Source organism: Nocardia sp. NPDC051570 (genome assembly GCF_044454005.1).
In the GTDB taxonomy this organism is placed as follows: Bacteria; Actinomycetota; Actinomycetes; order Mycobacteriales; family Mycobacteriaceae; genus Nocardia.
Window position 1 is genome coordinate 88,430 of the sequence record NZ_JBITDI010000008.1, and the last position, 16,560, is coordinate 104,989.

The window sequence follows — 16,560 nt, forward strand, 5'->3', positions numbered from 1 at the left end:
GCGGCAGGGCGGCAGGGCGGCAGGGCGGCAGGGCGGCAGGGCGGCAGGGCGGCAGGGCGGCAGGGCGGCAGGGCGGCAGGGCGGCAGGGCGGCAGGGCGGCAGGGAAGAGAATAGGCCAACGCCGAGGGGCCGGGCGGCGGCGAACGGAATGGGCCGCCGAGGGGTATCGGAACGGCCGCCGCCCGGCGGCGGGGATCTCAGTGCCGCACAGCCTTTTCCGCGCCCGCGCCCGTGAGCGACCGGACCTGCATCTCCACGTACTTCTGCTCGTCGTGCTCCTTGGACAGCACGGTGCCGAGCCAGCCGAGCAGGAATGACACCGGGATCGATACCAGACCCGGATTGGCGAGCGGGAACCAGTGGAAGTCGGCGGATTTGATCATCGCGGTCGGGGCGCCGGAGACGGCCGGGGAGAAGACGATCAGGACGATCGTCACCGCCAGACCGCCGTAGATACTCCATAGTGCGCCACTGGTATTGAAGCGCCGCCAGAACAGCGAGTACAGGATGGTCGGGAGGTTGGCCGAGGCCGCGACGGCGAAGGCCAGTGCCACCAGGAAGGCCACATTCTGATTCTTGGCCAGGATGCCGCCGACGATCGCCACCGCACCGATGACCACCGCGGTGATCCGGGCCACCCGCACCTCGCCGGATTTGCTGTCGACCCGGCCGCGCTTGATCACATTGGCGTACACATCGTGCGCGAAGGAGGCCGAGGCGGTGATCGTCAGCCCGGCCACCACCGCCAGAATCGTCGCGAATGCCACGGCCGCAACGAATCCCAGCAATAACGGCCCGCCCAGTTCCAGCGCCAGCAGCGGCGCGGCGGCGTTCTCCTTACCGGGCGCCTCGGCGATCTTCTCCGGGCCCACCAGCGCCGCCGCGCCGTAGCCGAGTACCAGGGTGAACAGATAGAACAGCCCGATCAGCCCGATCGCCCACACCACCGAGCGCCGGGCCTCCTTGGCCGTGGGCACGGTGTAGAAGCGCATCAGCACATGCGGCAGCCCGGCCGTGCCCAGCACGAGAGCCAGTGCGAGGGAGAGGAAGTCGAGTTTGGACGTCTCGTTCTTGCCGTATTTGAATCCGGGCTCGAGCAGCTTCGCGCCGGTCTTACCGCCGTGATCCACCGCATCCTGCAGCAGCGACGACAGATTCAGCCCATACTTCGCCAGCACCCATACCGTCATCGCGGCGGCCGCGACGATCAGCAGGACCGCCTTCACGATCTGCACCCACGTGGTGCCCTTCATCCCGCCGACGAGCACGTACACGATCATGATCGCGCCCACCACCGCGATGACCAGGTTCTGCCCCAGATCCCCGGACACGCCCAGCAACAGCGACACCAGCACACCCGCACCGGCCATCTGTGCGAGCAGATAGAACAGACTCACCGTCAGCGTCGAGGTGGCCGCCGCCGCCCGCACCGGCCGCTGCCGCATCCGGAACGCCAGCACATCGCCGAGCGTGAACTTGCCGGTGTTGCGCAGCAATTCGGCCACCAGCAGCAACGCGACCAGCCACGCCACCAGGAATCCGATGGAGTAGAGGAATCCGTCGTAGCCGTACAGGGCGATCGCTCCCGCGATACCGAGGAAGCTGGCCGCCGACAGATAGTCGCCGGAGATCGCGATCCCGTTCTGCGGCCCCGAGAACGCCCGCCCGGCCGCGTAATAGTCCGCGGCGGTGCGGGTATCGCGGCTGGCGCGGAATACGATCACGAGCGTGATCAGGACGAACACCACGAAGATCGTGATGTTCACACCGGGACGGCTCCCCTCGACGGCCGCGGCCACGATGCCGCTCATCGATCGGCTCCTTCCATCCGCTCGCGCAGCGCATCGGCCAGCGGATCCAGTTTCCGATCGGCGTAGCGCACATACAGCGCGGTGATCGCGAACGTCGAAACGAATTGCAGCAGACCGAAGATCAGCCCGACGGTGATATTGCCGGCCACCTTCGCCGACATGAATTCGTGCGCGTAGTCGGCGAGCAGTACATACAGCGCGTACCAGGCGAGGAACAACACCGTCATCGGAAAGACGAAGATCCGGAAACGCCGTCGCAGGCGCTGGAATTCGGGACTGTCGTAGACCTGCGCCCACTCCCCGGCATGATGTTCTGTAGTCAACGCGCTACCTCCTCGTGAGCCCGGTCACAGTATCAAGGAAGCCGACATTTCACCCGTCGAATGCCGTTGTCCGCAAGCGGGACCCGCGACGGATGCCCCATGGTTGCGGTGGCAGAGTTCGCTGCTATGCCGACGAACCGAACGACGACCGTCTCCGAGCTCGCCGCACTCGCCCCCGACCTGCGCGCCGCGCTGACCCGGGCGCGCTACGACACCGACTCGCTCCTCGAGGCGCTCGGTGAACAGGCCCACGGCGCGCTGGGCCGCTCCGAACCGGTTCCGGTGCGCCGGGCCGCGCGCGCCGCGGGCGAATTGGGCACGCTGGTGCGGTTGCTGCTGCTGCGCGATCCGCTGCCCGAACAGGAGGTGGCCGCGGCGCTCGCGCCCCTCGACATCGATCGCGCGGTCGCGGCCGGATTGCTCGAACAGGACGGCGCACAGATGCGGGCCGCCCTGGATCTGCGGCCGATGGATCTGGGTACCGGAACCCGTTGGATCCTGTCGGATCTCGACGATTCGATGCAGCGTCGCTCGCTGAGCGGTGACCATGTGCTCGGCGTCGGCCAGGCGTCGCTGTCGCTGCTGCGGGCCACGCCGAACCGACCGGTCGGTTCCGTATTGGATCTGGGCACCGGCTGCGGCGTGCAGGCCGTGCACGCCACCTCGTATGCCGGCACGGTCACCGGAACCGATATCAGCCGCCGCGCATTGTGGCTGGCCGAGGCGAACGCCGCGCTCAACGGGCTGGATATCGAACTGCGCGAGGGCTCCTGGTTTGAACCGGTGGCCGGGCGGCGCTTCGATCAGGTGGTGGCCAATCCCCCGTTCGTGGTCGGCACGGCCCGCATCGAACACACCTACCGCGATTCGGGCCTGGCCCTGGACGGTGCGAGCGAACTGGTCATCGGGCAGGCGCCGCAGCTGCTCGCGCCCGGCGGCACCGCGGCCATGCTGGCCTCCTGGGTGCATCTGTCCGGCGAGGACTGGCAGGCCCGGGTGTCGTCCTGGTTGCCCGATCACGGCATCGACGCGTGGATCGTGCAGCGCGATATCGCCGATCCGGCCCTGTATGTCGGAACCTGGCTGCGCGACGCCGGATTCGATCCCCGCGCGCCCGAGGCGCAGCAGCGTGCCGAGCGGTGGCTGGACGCGCTGGCGGCGGCCGACGTCGAGGGCATCGGCTTCGGATTCGTCTATCTGCGCGCCATCGACGGACCCACCGAACTGCTCGCCGAGGACCTCACCCACGCCTTCGACGATCCGCTCGGCGCCGAGGCCATCGGTTACTTCGAGCGCTCGGCCTGGCTGCGGGCGGTCGCCGCGAGCGAAAACCTCGCCTGGGCTTCGCGTTTCGAGGTCGATCCGGCCACCGCGCTCGAGCGGGTCTCCCTGCCCGGCGCCGAGGGCTGGGAGCAGCGCGTCGTCCGCGTGCACCGCGGCGACGGACCGCGCTGGCAGCACGAGATCGACGACAGCGCCGCGGCCCTGCTGGCGGGAATGCGCGCCGAGGGTCTGCCGTTGGAAGAACTGGTCGATCTGCTCGCGATCGGCCACACCGGCTCGACAGCCACTCCGGAGTTTCGGGCGGCCGCACTTTCGGTGGTCACCGGGTTGGTTCGACACGGACTGATCCATCCGGTGGGCACTGTGTGACCTCGAACCGAGGGGCTTACCTATCCGTCCTCCGGGTAGGCCTCATCGGAAGCAACGGTGAACACAGTCACGGATTGATCCCCGTCGCGTCGCCGCCCGGCAACGCCGGGTGCACTCGTTCCCCACGGTGTTCCTTCTTAGGAACTTCTCAGATGGGGGTGACGAAAACCGCAGTTCAAGGCGGTTTTACCGCGACCGCCGCGGGGAACTATCCCAGTGTCGGGTCCGTTGTTCGGAGTGAGACACCACCGACAGGAGGCAAGTCATGACAAGCCCCGCCACCACTGGAGTGCGCGCCAGCGATTCGGACCTCGACGCCCAGAGCCCCGCCGCCGACCTGGTACGCGTGTACCTGAACGGGATCGGCAAGACGGCGCTGCTGACGGCGGCCGACGAGGTCGAGCTGGCCAAGCGCATCGAGGCGGGTCTCTACGCCCAACACCTGTTGGAGACCAGTAAGCGTCTGTCCGCCAGTCGCAAGCGCGATCTGGCGATCATCGTCCGCGACGGCCAGGCCGCGCGGCAGCATCTGCTCGAGGCCAACCTGCGCCTGGTCGTATCGCTGGCCAAGCGCTACACCGGCCGCGGCATGCCGCTGCTCGACCTCATCCAGGAGGGCAACCTCGGCCTGATCCGGGCGATGGAGAAGTTCGACTACACCAAGGGCTTCAAGTTCTCGACCTACGCCACCTGGTGGATTCGTCAGGCCATCACCCGCGGCATGGCCGATCAGAGTCGCACGATCCGGCTGCCCGTCCACCTCGTGGAGCAGGTCAACAAGCTGGCCCGGATCAAGCGCGAACTGCACCAACAGCTGGGCCGTGAGGCCACCGACGAGGAACTGGCTCGCGAGTCGGGCATCGCGGTCGACAAGATCGCCGATCTGCTCGATCACAGCCGCGACCCGGTAAGCCTGGATATGCCGGTCGGCAACGACGAAGAGGCCCCGCTCGGCGATTTCATCGAGGACTCCGAGGCCACCTCCGCCGAGAGCGCGGTCATCGCCGGACTGATGCATCGCGATGTCCGCAGCGTCCTGTCCACCCTCGATGAGCGCGAGCAGCAGGTCATCCGGCTGCGCTTCGGCCTCGACGACGGTCAGCCGCGCACGCTGGACCAGATCGGCAAGCTGTTCGGCCTGTCCCGCGAGCGGGTGCGCCAGATCGAGCGCGAGGTCATGTCCAAGCTGCGCAAGGGCGAGCGGGCCGACCGCCTGCGTGCCTACGCCAGCTGACACAGACGCTGGGCCGTCCGGAATCCGGCCCAGCTCCTTCGTGGTGATCATGTCGGGTGATCACCACGAACGCCGGCCGGTGGCCGCGCGCCCATCCCCTTCGGGCTTGGCGCGAGCCGGTCGGCGTTGTTGTCTTCGCGAAGTTTGCTGGGCGCCCTTCGCCGGTTTGCCAGTGACATGCAGCAATCTTCCAGCTATTCTCGACACGCCCGACCGGGCAACACGCTGATTTTCCCAAACGTCCACTTCAAACCGTCGGGTCGTTATTTAATGTGGTAATGACCACATCCCGAACGTCGCGAATCCTGCAGTGGACGGTCGCAGCAGTATCGGCCGGTCTCATGTCTCTGGTGGCAGCGGCCCCAGCCGCGGTCGCGAATTCCCCCAGCAACGGAACTGCTATCAATCAGGGCGGTGGAAACGGCACTGGCGGAAACAGTGGCGGAGCCGGTGGCCCGAAAAACCCCCCTCAGAATCCCCCGCAGAACATGGGCGGCGGCAACGGCGCCCCGAGCCCGCAAGGTGGACAGGGCGGCAAGGGCGGGGGCGCGCCCGGCATGGGCCAGAAGCCAGGGCAGAACGGAACACCCAACAAGGGCAGCAAGGGTGACGGTACCGACGGTACCGACGGCAAGAACGGGACCGACGGCAAGAACGGCACCGACGGTAAGAACGGCACCAACGGCACGGGCGGCCAAAGTGGCACGGGCGGACCGGGAGGTGCCGGTCTGTTCGGTTTCAACGGCTTCAACGGCGGCATGACCGACTTCAGCGCCATTCCGGGCCTGGGTCAGCTGCTGGGCCAGAACGGCCTGGGCACACCGGGGGAGAACGGCAACGGTCCCAAAACGCCCCCCGGCGCTCCGACCGGCCAGAACGATGGCGACGCCCAGAGCCAGGGTTCCGGCAAGGACAAGGGCAAAGATGGCGAGACTCTCAAAGACAAGGACAAGAACAACAAGCAGGCCGGCGATCGGAGTGGCAACACTCAGGGTGGCGGCCAGTCCGGCAACTAGGGAACACACATTCCCGCATCCGACCTTCCCGGGTCGCCGATGGCCCCGAAGAACACTTCGGGGCCATCGCATGTCCGGACCTCGGAACCGTCGCCTGCCATAGTTTCGGGGCCATCGCGCATCCCGTCCCGGGCGGGACAGTCGCTTACTCCTCTTCGAGCACGGTCTCCAGACGGCCGAGCATGCCCGGCCAGCCGCCGCGCATGATCTGGCGGGAGAGTTGGGAATTCGGATCGTCGGGGTCGAAACCGGTGTGGGTGAACAGGATTCGGGTCCCGGTGCCCTCGGGGCGGAGTTCCCAGGTGACGACCCAGCCGGTGTCGGTATCGGCGTGGGCGTCGTTCCAGCCGAGGCTCAGGCGCCGGGGCGCGACGACTTCCATGACCTCACATCGGATCTCGCCGGAGAAGCCGATCTGCGGCACGGCGCGGCCGCGCATGCGGAACTCGGTGCCCACCACCGGTTCGAAGCCCGTGGTCCGCATCATCCACCGAGCCATCAGGTCCGGTGTGGTCAGCGCACGCCACACCTTCCGCGGCGGATGCGGGTAGAAGTGATCGAGTTCGATGGTCGTCGGATCATCGGTCACCGGTCGGATTCCGTTCTGTCGTCGGGGTCGTCGGGCATGGTGTCGAGTACCGCGCCCAGGTCGCGCAGTCGGGCCCGCCAGAATCGTTCGAACGGATCGAGCCAGGTCTGCAGGTCGTGCAATGGTTGCGGCTCCACTCGGTAGTACCGGTAGCGCCCGCGTTTGCGCTCATCGACCAAACCGCAGTCGCGCAACACCTTCAGATGTTCCGACACGCTGGGTCTGGCCATATCGAACCGGTCGGCGATCGCCTGCACGGTCTGCTCGCCGTCGAGCAGCAGGTCCAGAATCTCGCGCCGAGTCGGATTGGCGAGCGCGCCGAACACCAGATCGGTACTGCTGGATTTCACGCGATGCGGCATCGGCCCTCGTTCCATCGGTATTCAGCGCCGCCGGAACAGCATCGGGGCGGCGATGGCGAGCAGAAGAATACGCAGGCACCAGGCCGCGGCCGCGACGTAGCACCCGCGCCGGTATGTCCGAATCCGGCCGAGACCGGTCGGGCTCCGGTCGTCATGTCCGCGCCGTCGCGATCGCAGCCTCCCGCAGCGTTCCCGGGCAGCAGACGGCTTCGATCCGCCTGCGTCGAAAAGCGTTGTCACCGCAGCGGACTCGCCGCGGCGAGGATGAAGGAATCACCGTCCGGATCGGCGAAACTCGCCCGCCGCCCCCAGGGCAGATCCTGGGGTCCGTCGACCTCGGCGCCGGACTCGCGCAGCCGCGCAACGGTCGCGTCGAGGTCGACACTGTCGAGCAGGACACCGCCAGGTTCCCGGATTCGCGCCCGGGAACGGCGTGTGCGAGACGATCGAAGTGCCGGACTCGCCCGGGGGCCACCTCCAGCCACCGGTTATCGCCCCGGACGTCGTCGCCGCGCACGGCGAAGTCGAGGACCTCGGTGTAGAACTTCTCGGCCCGATCCTGGTTGGAGACCAAGGCCGTGATCTTGCCGATCTGCGAGATGGTCATGGTCGTGACCATAGGTCGGATTTTCCCTACCTGTCAACCGTAGGAGTTTTCCTACGCGTTGTGAGTAGCATCGCTCTATGGACGAGGCGAACTACGTACGACCCGATGAGGCTCGGCGGCGCTTCCGATCGGGTCTGTGGGCGGGTCCGACGACGGGCATCTGCCTCGGATATGTCCAGGCGAACCTCGTGGTGCTTCCCGCCGAGGCGGCCGACGACTTCCACGCGCTATGCCGGGCCAATCCGAAACCCTTACCGCTCATCGAGATGACCACACCCGGCGACCTGGAACCACGGCACGCCGCGCCGGGCGCGGATCTGCGCACCGATCTCCCCCGCTATCGCGTCTACCGCCACGGCCGCCTGGACGACGAGCCGACCGATGCCCGCGAGGTGTGGCCCGAGGACGCCGTCGCCTTCCTACTCGGCTGCAGCTTCACCGCCGAGGCCCGCCTGCTGGCCGCCGGAATCCGCCTCCGGCATCAGGAATTACGCCGCAACGTCCCCATGTTCATCACCTCGCGGCAGTGCACCCCGGCGGGCCGATTCCACGGTCCGATCGTCGTCTCGATGCGTCCGCTGCGCCACGACGATGTGGAGACCGCGTGCCGTATCACCGCCGAACTGCCGCTGGCACATGGCGCTCCGCTGCATATCGGCGATCCGTCGGCGCTGGGCATCGTCGACCTGACCCGGCCCGAATTCGGCGACGCGATCGAGCCGGAACCCGATGAGACGCCGGTGTTCTGGGCCTGCGGGGTCACCCCGCAGGCCGTGATCGCCGCCTCCGCCCCGCCCCTGGCGATCACCCACGCGCCGGGTCATATGTTCCTCACCGACCTGCGCGACGACAGCACACCGTTCTAGCGCGACGTCATTTGGTGGCTTCCGCCGTCGAACGCGGGGATCTGTTGTCCACCATGGACTTTCCGTCGAAGACCGGATCGGCGGGCACGCCGAGCAGATCGAGTACCGTGGGCGTGACACCGATCAGCGAGTGGGCGCCGGTGGTGACGCCGCGCCGGAACGCCGGCCCGCGGGCGATGACGAAATTCGCTGTCTCGTCGGCGGATTGGCCGCCGTGACCGCCGCCGGGCTTATGGCCGTGATCGCAGGTGACGATGATGTTCCACCGCTCGCGCGGATGGGCCTTGGCCCGGGCGTCGACGGCATCGACGATCCGGCCGACGAGTGCGTCGACGCGGGTGACGGCGTCGAGATAGTCCCGCGAGGCGCCGCCGTGGCTGTGACCGGCGGTGTCGACCTGATCGAGATGGGTGAACAGCAGATCCGGACCGGCCTTGGTGATCGCGTCGACATCCAGATCGGTGGTGGCGGCGTCGATCTTCTGCTCGGTCGGGTCGGCCGGGGGCTTGCGGGTGGCGATGTCGACATCGGCATGCGGGGTGCCGCTGCCGCTCATGACAGGGATGCGATCCCAGCTCGCGATCGAGCGGGTGTCGAGTGCGGGCCTGGCCCGCTCCGCCCGGGTGAAGACGGTCGGATACTTCGCGAACGGCGCGGCGGTGAAGTTGTTGTCCTTGATGCCGTGTTTGGTATCCCACACTCCGGTCAGCACGCTGGCCCACGACGGTCCGGAGACCGTGATGTGCGGCGCGATCGAGCGCTGCCCGAGGGTGCCCTCGGCGGCCAAGCGCAACAGCCGAGTGGCTTTGGCCTCCTGGACCTTTCGGAACATCGTCCCATCCAATCCGACCACCACCACCTTCTCGATGCCGCCGGCGCTGTCCTGAGATGGTTCCGCGGCCGCGGCCCCCGCCGCGACGAGTGCGCTCACCGCGACGAGACCGATGGCCGCCAACTGCTTCAGATAACCCGGTGCTCTACTCATGCCCACCACCAGACCACGGCCACCGCCGCCCGCGGCCCCCGTCGGCACGACGTTCACACAGGATTCAGCGGGGAACCGATTACGTTGTCACGGTTGACAATTCGAGAACAACGTCCGACTCTGCGACGGCTATCCCGAGTTGCGCAGGGCCGTCGCCAGGCCGTTCATGGTGAGCAGGATGCCGCGCTCGACCAGTTCGGTGGTGTCGCCGGCGCGGCGTCGACGCAGCAGATCCACCTGCAGCTGATTGAGAGGCTCCAGATAGGGGAAACGATTGCGAATGGATTCGGCCAGCGCCGGATTGTCGGCAAGGAGCTGGTCGCTGCCGGTAACGGCCGCATGCATGCGGACGGTGCGGTCGAATTCGTCGCGGATCATGCCGAGGATGTGCTCGCGCAACGATTCGTCCTCGACGAGTTCGGCGTAGCGGGCGGCGATATCCATATCGGCCTTGGCCATGACCTGCGCCAGATTCGAGATGACCGTGCGGAAGAACGGCCACTGCTGATACAGCCGCGACAACGTCGCCAGTCGGCCCGGATCGTCGCCCACCCACTGCTCGATCGCGGTGCCCGTGCCGTACCAGCCGGGCAGCATGACCCGCGACTGGCTCCAGGCCATCACCCACGGAATCGCGCGCAGATCGCTCACCGAGCTGGTGGGCTTGCGCGAGGCCGGGCGGCTGCCCAGGTTCAGGTCGGCGACCTCGGCGATGGGAGTGGACGCGCGGAAGTACTCGACGAAACCCGGTGTGTCGTGCACCAGTCGCGCATACGCGCGCCGGGCCAGCTCGGCCAGCTCCTCGAACAGCTCATAGGCGGGTTCGGCCTCGGCGCCGAGGCCCTCGACATCCAGTAGCGTCGACTCGAGCGTTCCGGCGACCAGCGCCTCCAGATTGCGGTAGGCGGTGCCGCGATCGGCGTATTTGGTCGAGATCACCTCGCCCTGTTCGGTCAGGCGCAGCGATCCACGCACCGCGCCTGCCGGCTGGGCGAGGATGGCGTCGTAGCTGCGGCCGCCACCGCGGCCCACGGTGCCGCCACGACCGTGGAACAGCCGCAACCGAATTCCGGTCTTGCGCGCCGCCTCCACCAGATCCAGTTCGGCGCGATACAACGCCCAGTTGGCCGCGAGATAGCCGCCGTCCTTATTGGAGTCGGAGTAGCCGAGCATCACCTCCTGCTGCATGCCGCGCGCGACGACCAGACGGTGGTAGGCCGGGACTTCCAATGCGGCGACGAGGGTTTCGGCGCCGTGGCGCAGATCGTCGATGGTCTCGAACAGCGGCACCACCCCGACCGGGCTGCTCGGCGGCGTCTGCGCATCGCCGGGATCCAGGATCCCGGCCTCCTTCAGCAGCAGCGCCGCCTCGAGCAGATCGCTGACCGAGGTGCACATGCTGATGATGTAGTTGGGCACGGTGTCGGGGCCCAGATCGTCCAGTGCGGCCTTGGCGGCCCGCACCACGCCCAGCTCCTTGACGGCCAGTTCGCTCAGCCGCGCCGTCGGGCCGAGCAGCGGACGTCGCGTGCCGAGTTCGGCCGCCAGCAATCGCACGCGTTCGGGTTCGGGCAGGCTCGCATAGTCGGAATGCACTCCCGCCCAGGCGAACAGCTCCGCGACGACCTGTTCGTGCGTTTCGGAGTTCTGGCGCATGTCCAGGCCCTGCAGATGGAAGCCGAAGGTTTCGACCGCGCCGCGCAGCGCGGCCAGCCGGTCGTCGGCCAGCAGCCCGTCGCCGGAGGCGCGCATCGACGCGTCCACGACAGTCAGATCGTCGAGCAGTTCCCCGGGACCCGCGTACGGTTGTGCGCCGACATCCACGCCCTCGCCGGGGATCTCGCCCACGGCCCGCTTCGTCGTCGCGGTGAGCCGCGCCCGGATACCGCGGATCGCGCGGCGATAGGGTTCGTCGGCGCGCTGCGGCGATTCGTCGTATCCGGCGTCGGCCAGCCGCGCCAGCTCGGGCGAGACCTGCACCAGCCGCGCCGACTGGGACAGCGACTTCTCCAGGCCCACAAGCTCTTTCAGATAGTGACCGAATGCGACCGCGCCCGCGCGGTGGGTGGCGCGACGCACCACCTCCCCGGTGACGTTCGGATTCCCGTCGCGATCGCCGCCGATCCACGATCCCGGCCGCAGGATCGGGCGCGTCAGCAGCTCGCGATCGGGCCACCGCGACCGCAGCGCGTCGCGCACCTCGGCGTTGATCCGCGGGATCACCTCGAGCAGGGACATATCGTAGTACCGCAGCCCGACCTCGATCTCGTCCTGAATTCGCAGGCGCGCCAAGCGAATCAGAGCGGTGCGCCACAGCGTGAGCACCTGACGGCGCAGCCGGGTCTCGAGTTCGGCGTATTCCGGCTCGGTCGCGCTGTAGCGCTGACGCATCCGCATCAGCTCGGTGATGCGCGACTGCACGTCGAACACCGTGCGGCGGCGGGTCTCGGTGGGATGCGCGGTGATCACCGGCGACATCAGCGCATCGGCGAGCAGCTCGGCGACGGTCGCGCCGTCCGGCGGGGCGGAGTCCAGCTTGCGGTACGTCGCGGCCAGGCTCGAATCCTGCGGCGGCTCGCCCGCCGCCTGATGGACCGTGCGGCGGCGGTCGCGCTGCAGATCCTCGGACAGATTGGCCAGCAACAGGAAATGGCTGAACGCCCGGATCAGCGGGATGGCGACGTCGATCTCGGTATCGCGCAGCATATCGGCGACCGCGCTGCGTTCCACCTCCGATCGGCGCACCCGGAACGCCTCGACCCGGACCCGCTCGATGAGGTCGAATACCTCCGGCCCCTCGTGGTCGCGAATCGTCTCACCCAGGATCGCACCGAGGAAACGGATATCGTCGCGCAGCGGCGCGGTGGCGGCCTCGATCTGATCTTCGCGCATAGGGCCAGTATCGACCATCGGTGCGATCGCGGGCCGTCGCAGGCTGCGCAAATGTGGGCGCGGCCACCATCGCGCCCGGAATACTCCCGCTCGACCGGCGGGTTCGCCTGGAACATGCGTACCTTCATCGTGCACGGCTACTCCGCCTCCGTCGATGCTCACTGGTTCCCCTGGCTGGCCGAACGGCTCGAGAACGCCGGCCATCGTGTATCGATCGTGGACCTGCCCACGCCCACCGCTCCGATCCGGCGGGAATGGGATGCCCGGCTGGCCGCCGAGCGGGTCACCCACGGCCGCGCGGTTCAGGACAGTCGGCGGGGCCCGACATCGAAGCGGCTGGGTTCGGGGCCGATGCGTACGCGCGCGTAGAGGATGGCGGCCCCCTGCGGCGAGGCCAGCACCGGTTCGATCGCGAGCTCACGGACCTCGGGCAGATCGTCGCAGAGGGCCGAAATGCGTTGCGCCAGTTCGGCGAGCGCTCGCTTGTCCACCGGTTCCCCGACCGTGCGCCCGGGCACTCCGGTCTGCCCGTCCAGCAGCGGTGCCGCGCGCGGCGCCTCGATCAGCGCGACCGCTTCGGCCTCGGTCAGCGGCAGCGCCCGGTACACCCGGTCGCCCAGCAGGTCGATGATGGTTCCCGACAGCCCGAAGCTGATCACCGAGCCGAACGACGGATCGTCGCGCACCCGCAGCACACAGCCCAGGCCCTTGGTGGCCATCCGCTGGATGTGCACGATCTCATTGCCGGACAGTTCGGCCAGATCGTCGTAGGCGCGGCCCACCGCCGAGGGTCGCCACAGATCCAGCCGTACCCCGGTCAGATCCGGGCGCAGCCGCCACAGTTCGCCGGTTGCCTTGGCCGCCACCGGATATCCGAGCTCCTCGGCCGCGGCGATCGCCGCCTCGGCATCTCGGACCTCCCGGAATTCGACCACCCGCACGCCGTAGCAGGCGAGCAGTTGCGCGGCGTCGAGATCGGCGAGCCAATCACCCTCGGGTACGCGAGACATCCACTGCCCCACCAACTCCCGTGCCCGCTCGGTATCCAGATCCGCCGGTCGCACGACCGCCGACACCGGCCGGGTTCGCCAGTCCGCGTAGCGCCGCACCCGAGCCAGCGCCCGCGCCGCCCGTTCCGGCTCCGGATAGGACGGGATCGACCCGCGCTCGACGATCCCGCCGGCACCTCGTGTGGACAACAGATTCGGCATCCCGTGTTCGGCGACGAAGGTGGTCAGAACCGGTTTCGAGATGCCGGCGGCGCCGGAGCGAATGGCCTCGGCGTACGCCGCGATCGATATCGGCACGGGCGGGGAGAAGATCACGATCAGCGCGTCGACCTGCGGATCGTGCGCGGCCGCGGCGACGGCGGTGAGATAGTCGGCCGGATCGGCCCGCGGGCCCAGATCGGTCGGCTCGCCCACGACGAGTCCCTCCCCGAGCGCCGCGTCCGCGGCCAGCCATTCCAGCGCCGCGCTGTTGCCGATCACCGCCAGCCGCGGCCCGGCGGGCAGCGGCTGATAGGCCAGCAGCATCGCGCAGTCGAACATCTCCGAGATGGTGTCCACCTGCACGATCCCGGCCTGCGCGAACAGGTCTCGCTCGAGTGAGCGTTCCAGCGGGCTGATCGGACCGGTATGCATGGCGTTGCGGCCGTTGCTCACCACGACAACGGGTTTGGTGCGCGCCATCCGCCGCGCGATCCGCGAGAACTTGCGCGGATTGCCGAACGTCTCCAGATACAGCAGCACCACATCGGTATCGGGATCGGTGTCCCAATACTGCAGCAGATCGTTACCGGAGACGTCGGCGCGATTACCCGCGGAGACGAAGGTCGACAACCCCAGCATGCGCGCGGCCGCCTCGCCGAGAATCGCCCCGCCCAACGGTCCGGACTGACAGAAGAATCCGACCCGACCCCGGCCAGGCAGCACGGGGGCCAGAGTGGCATTGAGCGAGACCGCCGGATCGGTGTTGGCGATGCCGAGCGCACTCGGCCCGACCACCCGCATGCCATGCCCGCGCGCGGCATCGACCAGATCGCGTTCGGCGGCGTATCCGGCCGGTCCGGTCTCGGAGAATCCGGCGGTCAATACCACCAACCCCTTGACGCCCTTGGCCATACAGTCGTCGAGCACCGATTTGATCTCGGTGGCCGGCACGGCGACCACCGCCAGATCCACCTCGTCGGGGATATCGCGGACGGTGGCATAGGAGCGCACGCCGCGCACCGAACTGCGATTGGGGTTCACCGGATAGACCGGCCCCTGGAATACCCCGGACAGCAGATTAGCCAGGACCGCGCCACCGACTCGGCCCGAGGACGGGGTGGCGCCGATCACCGCCACCGCGCGCGGGCTCAGCAGATTGCCGACGCTGCGCGCCTCCGACGCCCGCTCGCGCGAATCCCGCACCGAGAGCAGGGCTTCGGTGGGATCGATCGCGAATTCCAGATGCAGCACCGAACCGTCGCGATTGCGCCGCACCTGATATCCGGCGTCGCGGAACACGGTCACCATCGCGTTGTTCTCCGCGAGCACCTCGGCCACGAAGGTGTCGATGTGATTCTCCGCGGCGGCACCGGCCAAGTGCTCCAACAGAATCGACCCCAGACCCCGGCCCTGATGTCCGTCGGCGACCACGAACGCCACCTCCGCCGCGCGGGTGCCCGCACGATCGGCCAGCAATTCGTAGCGACCGACCGCGATGATCGACTCGCCCAGCACCACCACCAGCCCCACCCGATCGCGATAGTCGACGTGGGTGGTGCGGAACAGATCCTTCGGGGTCATCTTCGGATACGGCCCGAAGTAACGCAGATATCGGGTGCGGTCGGACAATCCGGCGTGGAATCGCTCCAGGGGCTCGGCGTCCTCGGGCGTGATCGGGCGCAGTCGCACCACGCGGCCGTCGGAGGCGAGCACATCGGCGAACCAATGCTGCGGGGGCGGAGGCGGATTCGCGGGCGTGGCGGCGGACGGTTCAGTCACGAGGGTCCTCCGGATCCAGGCCGAGCAGCCCGAAAGTGGCTCGGCGCGTGGCCAATACGGACGTGTCCAGAGCACGTTGCGCGCGGTCGTGGCGCTCGTCGCCGGTCTCCGCGGTGCCGCCGGGCCCGTCCCAGCGGGTGAAGGCGGGTTCGACGCCGTCACTCATGCTGCGCGGCGGTTCGACCGCGGGCAGATAGGCGCGGGCCTGCTCGATCCAGTCGGCCGGAATCGGTGTCGCCGGATCGATATCGCGGTCCAGTGCGGCGGCCAGCAGATGGGTCCAGGCCCGGGGCACGACCCGGATCAGGCCGTATCCGCCGCCGCCGACCGCGAGCCAGCGCCCCTCGGCGTAGCGGTCGGCGAGCTCGCGCATCGCGAGGAACGCCGCCCGCTGACCGTCCACGCTCAACTCCAGATCCGCCAGCGGATCCTCGCGATGGGTGTCGACACCGCACTGACTGATCAGCACCTGCGGCCGGAACGCCGCCAGCGCGCTGGGCACCACGGCGTGGAAACCGCGCAGCCACTGGGCATCCCGGGTCCCGGGCAGCACCGCCAGATTGACCGCGGTGCCCTCCGCCGCCCCCGCGCCGATCTCCTCCGGCCAGCCGGTATTGGGCCACAGCGTGGCCGGATGCTGATGAATCGACAGGGTCAGCACCCGCGGATCGCCGTAGAAGGCCCGCTGCACCCCGTCGCCGTGATGGACGTCGACGTCGACATAGGCGATGCGATCGAAACCGTTGTCCAGCAGCCACGAAATCGCCACGGCCACATCGTTGTAGATGCAGAAGCCCGACGCCGCATCGGCCATCGCGTGATGCATACCACCGCCGATGCTCACCGCCCGGCGGGTGCGCCCCGTGGCGATCTCCCGCGCGGCGGCCAGCGTGCCACCCACGATCACCGACGCTGCCTCGTGCATGCGCGGAAAGACCGGATTGTCCTCGGATCCCAGCCCGTGCGCGGGCGCGACCGGTGTCGGGGCGCCCGGTGGTGGCGGCACGATATGGCGGACCGCCTCGATATAGGCGGGCGTGTGAATCCGCAGCAACTCCGCCTCCCCGGCCGGATCCGGGCTCAGGGTCTCGATTCCGTCGAGTAATCCCAGGCCACGCGCCAGCGCCATGGTGAACCGCAATCGCGCCGGTTTCATCGGATGTTCCGGTGTCCAGCTGTACTCGAGGAACCGGTCGGTCCACACCACCGTGGCGTCGCTTGCCATGGATCC

Annotated in this window: 14 protein-coding genes; 5 read left to right on the plus strand and 9 right to left on the minus strand. The window is 68.3% G+C overall.

All coding sequences use genetic code 11. The features are described 5' to 3' along the window. Positions 1-198 precede the first annotated feature (198 nt). On the minus strand, positions 199-1,812 hold the full coding sequence (locus ACIA76_RS21360) for a cation acetate symporter (RefSeq protein ID WP_397153586.1): 1,614 nt from the start codon (positions 1,810-1,812) through the stop codon (positions 199-201). Then, a complete protein-coding gene (locus tag ACIA76_RS21365; protein WP_397153587.1) occupies positions 1,809-2,135 on the minus strand; it encodes a DUF485 domain-containing protein in 327 nt (108 codons plus the stop codon). The genes ACIA76_RS21360 and ACIA76_RS21365 overlap by 4 nt, the downstream gene beginning before the upstream one ends. Before the next feature lie 126 nt (positions 2,136-2,261). Here ACIA76_RS21365 and ACIA76_RS21370 point away from each other — a divergent pair, with 126 nt between their 5' ends. The 3 genes from ACIA76_RS21370 to ACIA76_RS21380 all read left to right on the plus strand — a co-directional run bounded on the left by ACIA76_RS21370 (position 2,262) and on the right by ACIA76_RS21380 (position 6,038). Continuing rightward, positions 2,262-3,788, plus strand: a complete 1,527-nt coding sequence (locus ACIA76_RS21370) for a methyltransferase (protein WP_397153588.1) — start codon at positions 2,262-2,264, stop codon at positions 3,786-3,788. A 265-nt stretch (positions 3,789-4,053) separates the two neighbouring features. Next, positions 4,054-5,022: a sigma-70 family RNA polymerase sigma factor gene (locus tag ACIA76_RS21375; RefSeq protein ID WP_397153589.1), complete on the plus strand. Its 969-nt coding sequence runs from the start codon at positions 4,054-4,056 to the stop codon at positions 5,020-5,022. Between the two features lie 488 nt (positions 5,023-5,510). Beyond that, positions 5,511-6,038 (plus strand): hypothetical protein, encoded by a 528-nt coding sequence (locus ACIA76_RS21380; RefSeq protein ID WP_397153590.1) that lies wholly within the window; start codon positions 5,511-5,513, stop codon positions 6,036-6,038. A 145-nt stretch (positions 6,039-6,183) separates the two neighbouring features. On the opposite strand, the gene ACIA76_RS21385 is transcribed toward ACIA76_RS21380, so the two are convergent. The 3 genes from ACIA76_RS21385 to ACIA76_RS21395 form a co-directional block, all read right to left on the minus strand. After that, the gene (locus tag ACIA76_RS21385) at positions 6,184-6,627 is read right to left on the minus strand and encodes an SRPBCC domain-containing protein (RefSeq protein ID WP_397153591.1); all 444 of its coding nucleotides are present in this window, start codon (positions 6,625-6,627) and stop codon (positions 6,184-6,186) included. After that, on the minus strand, positions 6,624-6,989 hold the full coding sequence (locus ACIA76_RS21390; RefSeq protein ID WP_397153592.1) for an ArsR/SmtB family transcription factor: 366 nt from the start codon (positions 6,987-6,989) through the stop codon (positions 6,624-6,626). Before ACIA76_RS21390 ends, ACIA76_RS21385 begins: the two co-directional genes overlap by 4 nt. Positions 6,990-7,225: 236 nt before the next feature. After that, the gene (locus ACIA76_RS21395) at positions 7,226-7,474 is read right to left on the minus strand and encodes a VOC family protein (protein ID WP_397153593.1); all 249 of its coding nucleotides are present in this window, start codon (positions 7,472-7,474) and stop codon (positions 7,226-7,228) included. A 199-nt stretch (positions 7,475-7,673) separates the two neighbouring features. Between ACIA76_RS21395 and ACIA76_RS21400 the strand changes: the two genes are divergently transcribed. Then, positions 7,674-8,462: a putative hydro-lyase gene (locus tag ACIA76_RS21400; RefSeq protein WP_397153594.1), complete on the plus strand. Its 789-nt coding sequence runs from the start codon at positions 7,674-7,676 to the stop codon at positions 8,460-8,462. 7 nt (positions 8,463-8,469) lie between these two features. On the opposite strand, the gene ACIA76_RS21405 is transcribed toward ACIA76_RS21400, so the two are convergent. Beyond that, positions 8,470-9,447: an alkaline phosphatase family protein gene (locus ACIA76_RS21405; RefSeq protein ID WP_397153595.1), complete on the minus strand. Its 978-nt coding sequence runs from the start codon at positions 9,445-9,447 to the stop codon at positions 8,470-8,472. A 129-nt stretch (positions 9,448-9,576) separates the two neighbouring features. Beyond that, positions 9,577-12,339, minus strand: a complete 2,763-nt coding sequence (gene ppc, locus ACIA76_RS21410) for a phosphoenolpyruvate carboxylase (RefSeq protein ID WP_397153596.1) — start codon at positions 12,337-12,339, stop codon at positions 9,577-9,579. A gap of 114 nt (positions 12,340-12,453) precedes the next feature. Here ppc and ACIA76_RS21415 point away from each other — a divergent pair, with 114 nt between their 5' ends. Next, the gene (locus ACIA76_RS21415) at positions 12,454-12,708 is read left to right on the plus strand and encodes an alpha/beta hydrolase (protein ID WP_397153597.1); all 255 of its coding nucleotides are present in this window, start codon (positions 12,454-12,456) and stop codon (positions 12,706-12,708) included. Here the strand turns inward: ACIA76_RS21415 and ACIA76_RS21420 are convergent. Together ACIA76_RS21420 and ACIA76_RS21425 are read right to left on the minus strand one after the other, a co-directional pair. Continuing rightward, positions 12,642-15,329, minus strand: coding sequence for a GNAT family N-acetyltransferase (locus ACIA76_RS21420; protein ID WP_397153598.1), 2,688 nt, complete (start codon positions 15,327-15,329; stop codon positions 12,642-12,644). The genes ACIA76_RS21415 and ACIA76_RS21420 overlap by 67 nt on opposite strands. Continuing rightward, positions 15,322-16,554: an acetoin utilization protein AcuC gene (locus ACIA76_RS21425; RefSeq protein ID WP_397153599.1), complete on the minus strand. Its 1,233-nt coding sequence runs from the start codon at positions 16,552-16,554 to the stop codon at positions 15,322-15,324. The genes ACIA76_RS21420 and ACIA76_RS21425 overlap by 8 nt, the downstream gene beginning before the upstream one ends. Between the last annotated feature and the right edge of the window lie 6 nt (positions 16,555-16,560).

Excerpts from the sequence above, each read along its gene's own strand:
- ACIA76_RS21360 (WP_397153586.1), bottom strand. The coding sequence starts at position 1,812 with ATGAGCGGCATCGTGGCCGCGGCCGTCGAGGGGAGCCGTCCCGGTGTG.
- ppc (WP_397153596.1), bottom strand. The coding sequence starts at position 12,339 with ATGCGCGAAGATCAGATCGAGGCCGCCACCGCGCCGCTGCGCGACGAT.
- ACIA76_RS21405 (WP_397153595.1), bottom strand. The coding sequence starts at position 9,447 with ATGAGTAGAGCACCGGGTTATCTGAAGCAGTTGGCGGCCATCGGTCTC.
- ACIA76_RS21400 (WP_397153594.1), top strand. The coding sequence starts at position 7,674 with ATGGACGAGGCGAACTACGTACGACCCGATGAGGCTCGGCGGCGCTTC.
- ACIA76_RS21390 (WP_397153592.1), bottom strand. The coding sequence starts at position 6,989 with ATGCCGCATCGCGTGAAATCCAGCAGTACCGATCTGGTGTTCGGCGCG.
- ACIA76_RS21425 (WP_397153599.1), bottom strand. The coding sequence starts at position 16,554 with ATGGCAAGCGACGCCACGGTGGTGTGGACCGACCGGTTCCTCGAGTAC.
- ACIA76_RS21370 (WP_397153588.1), top strand. The coding sequence starts at position 2,262 with ATGCCGACGAACCGAACGACGACCGTCTCCGAGCTCGCCGCACTCGCC.
- ACIA76_RS21375 (WP_397153589.1), top strand. The coding sequence starts at position 4,054 with ATGACAAGCCCCGCCACCACTGGAGTGCGCGCCAGCGATTCGGACCTC.
- ACIA76_RS21415 (WP_397153597.1), top strand. The coding sequence starts at position 12,454 with ATGCGTACCTTCATCGTGCACGGCTACTCCGCCTCCGTCGATGCTCAC.
- ACIA76_RS21380 (WP_397153590.1), top strand. The coding sequence starts at position 5,511 with ATGGGCGGCGGCAACGGCGCCCCGAGCCCGCAAGGTGGACAGGGCGGC.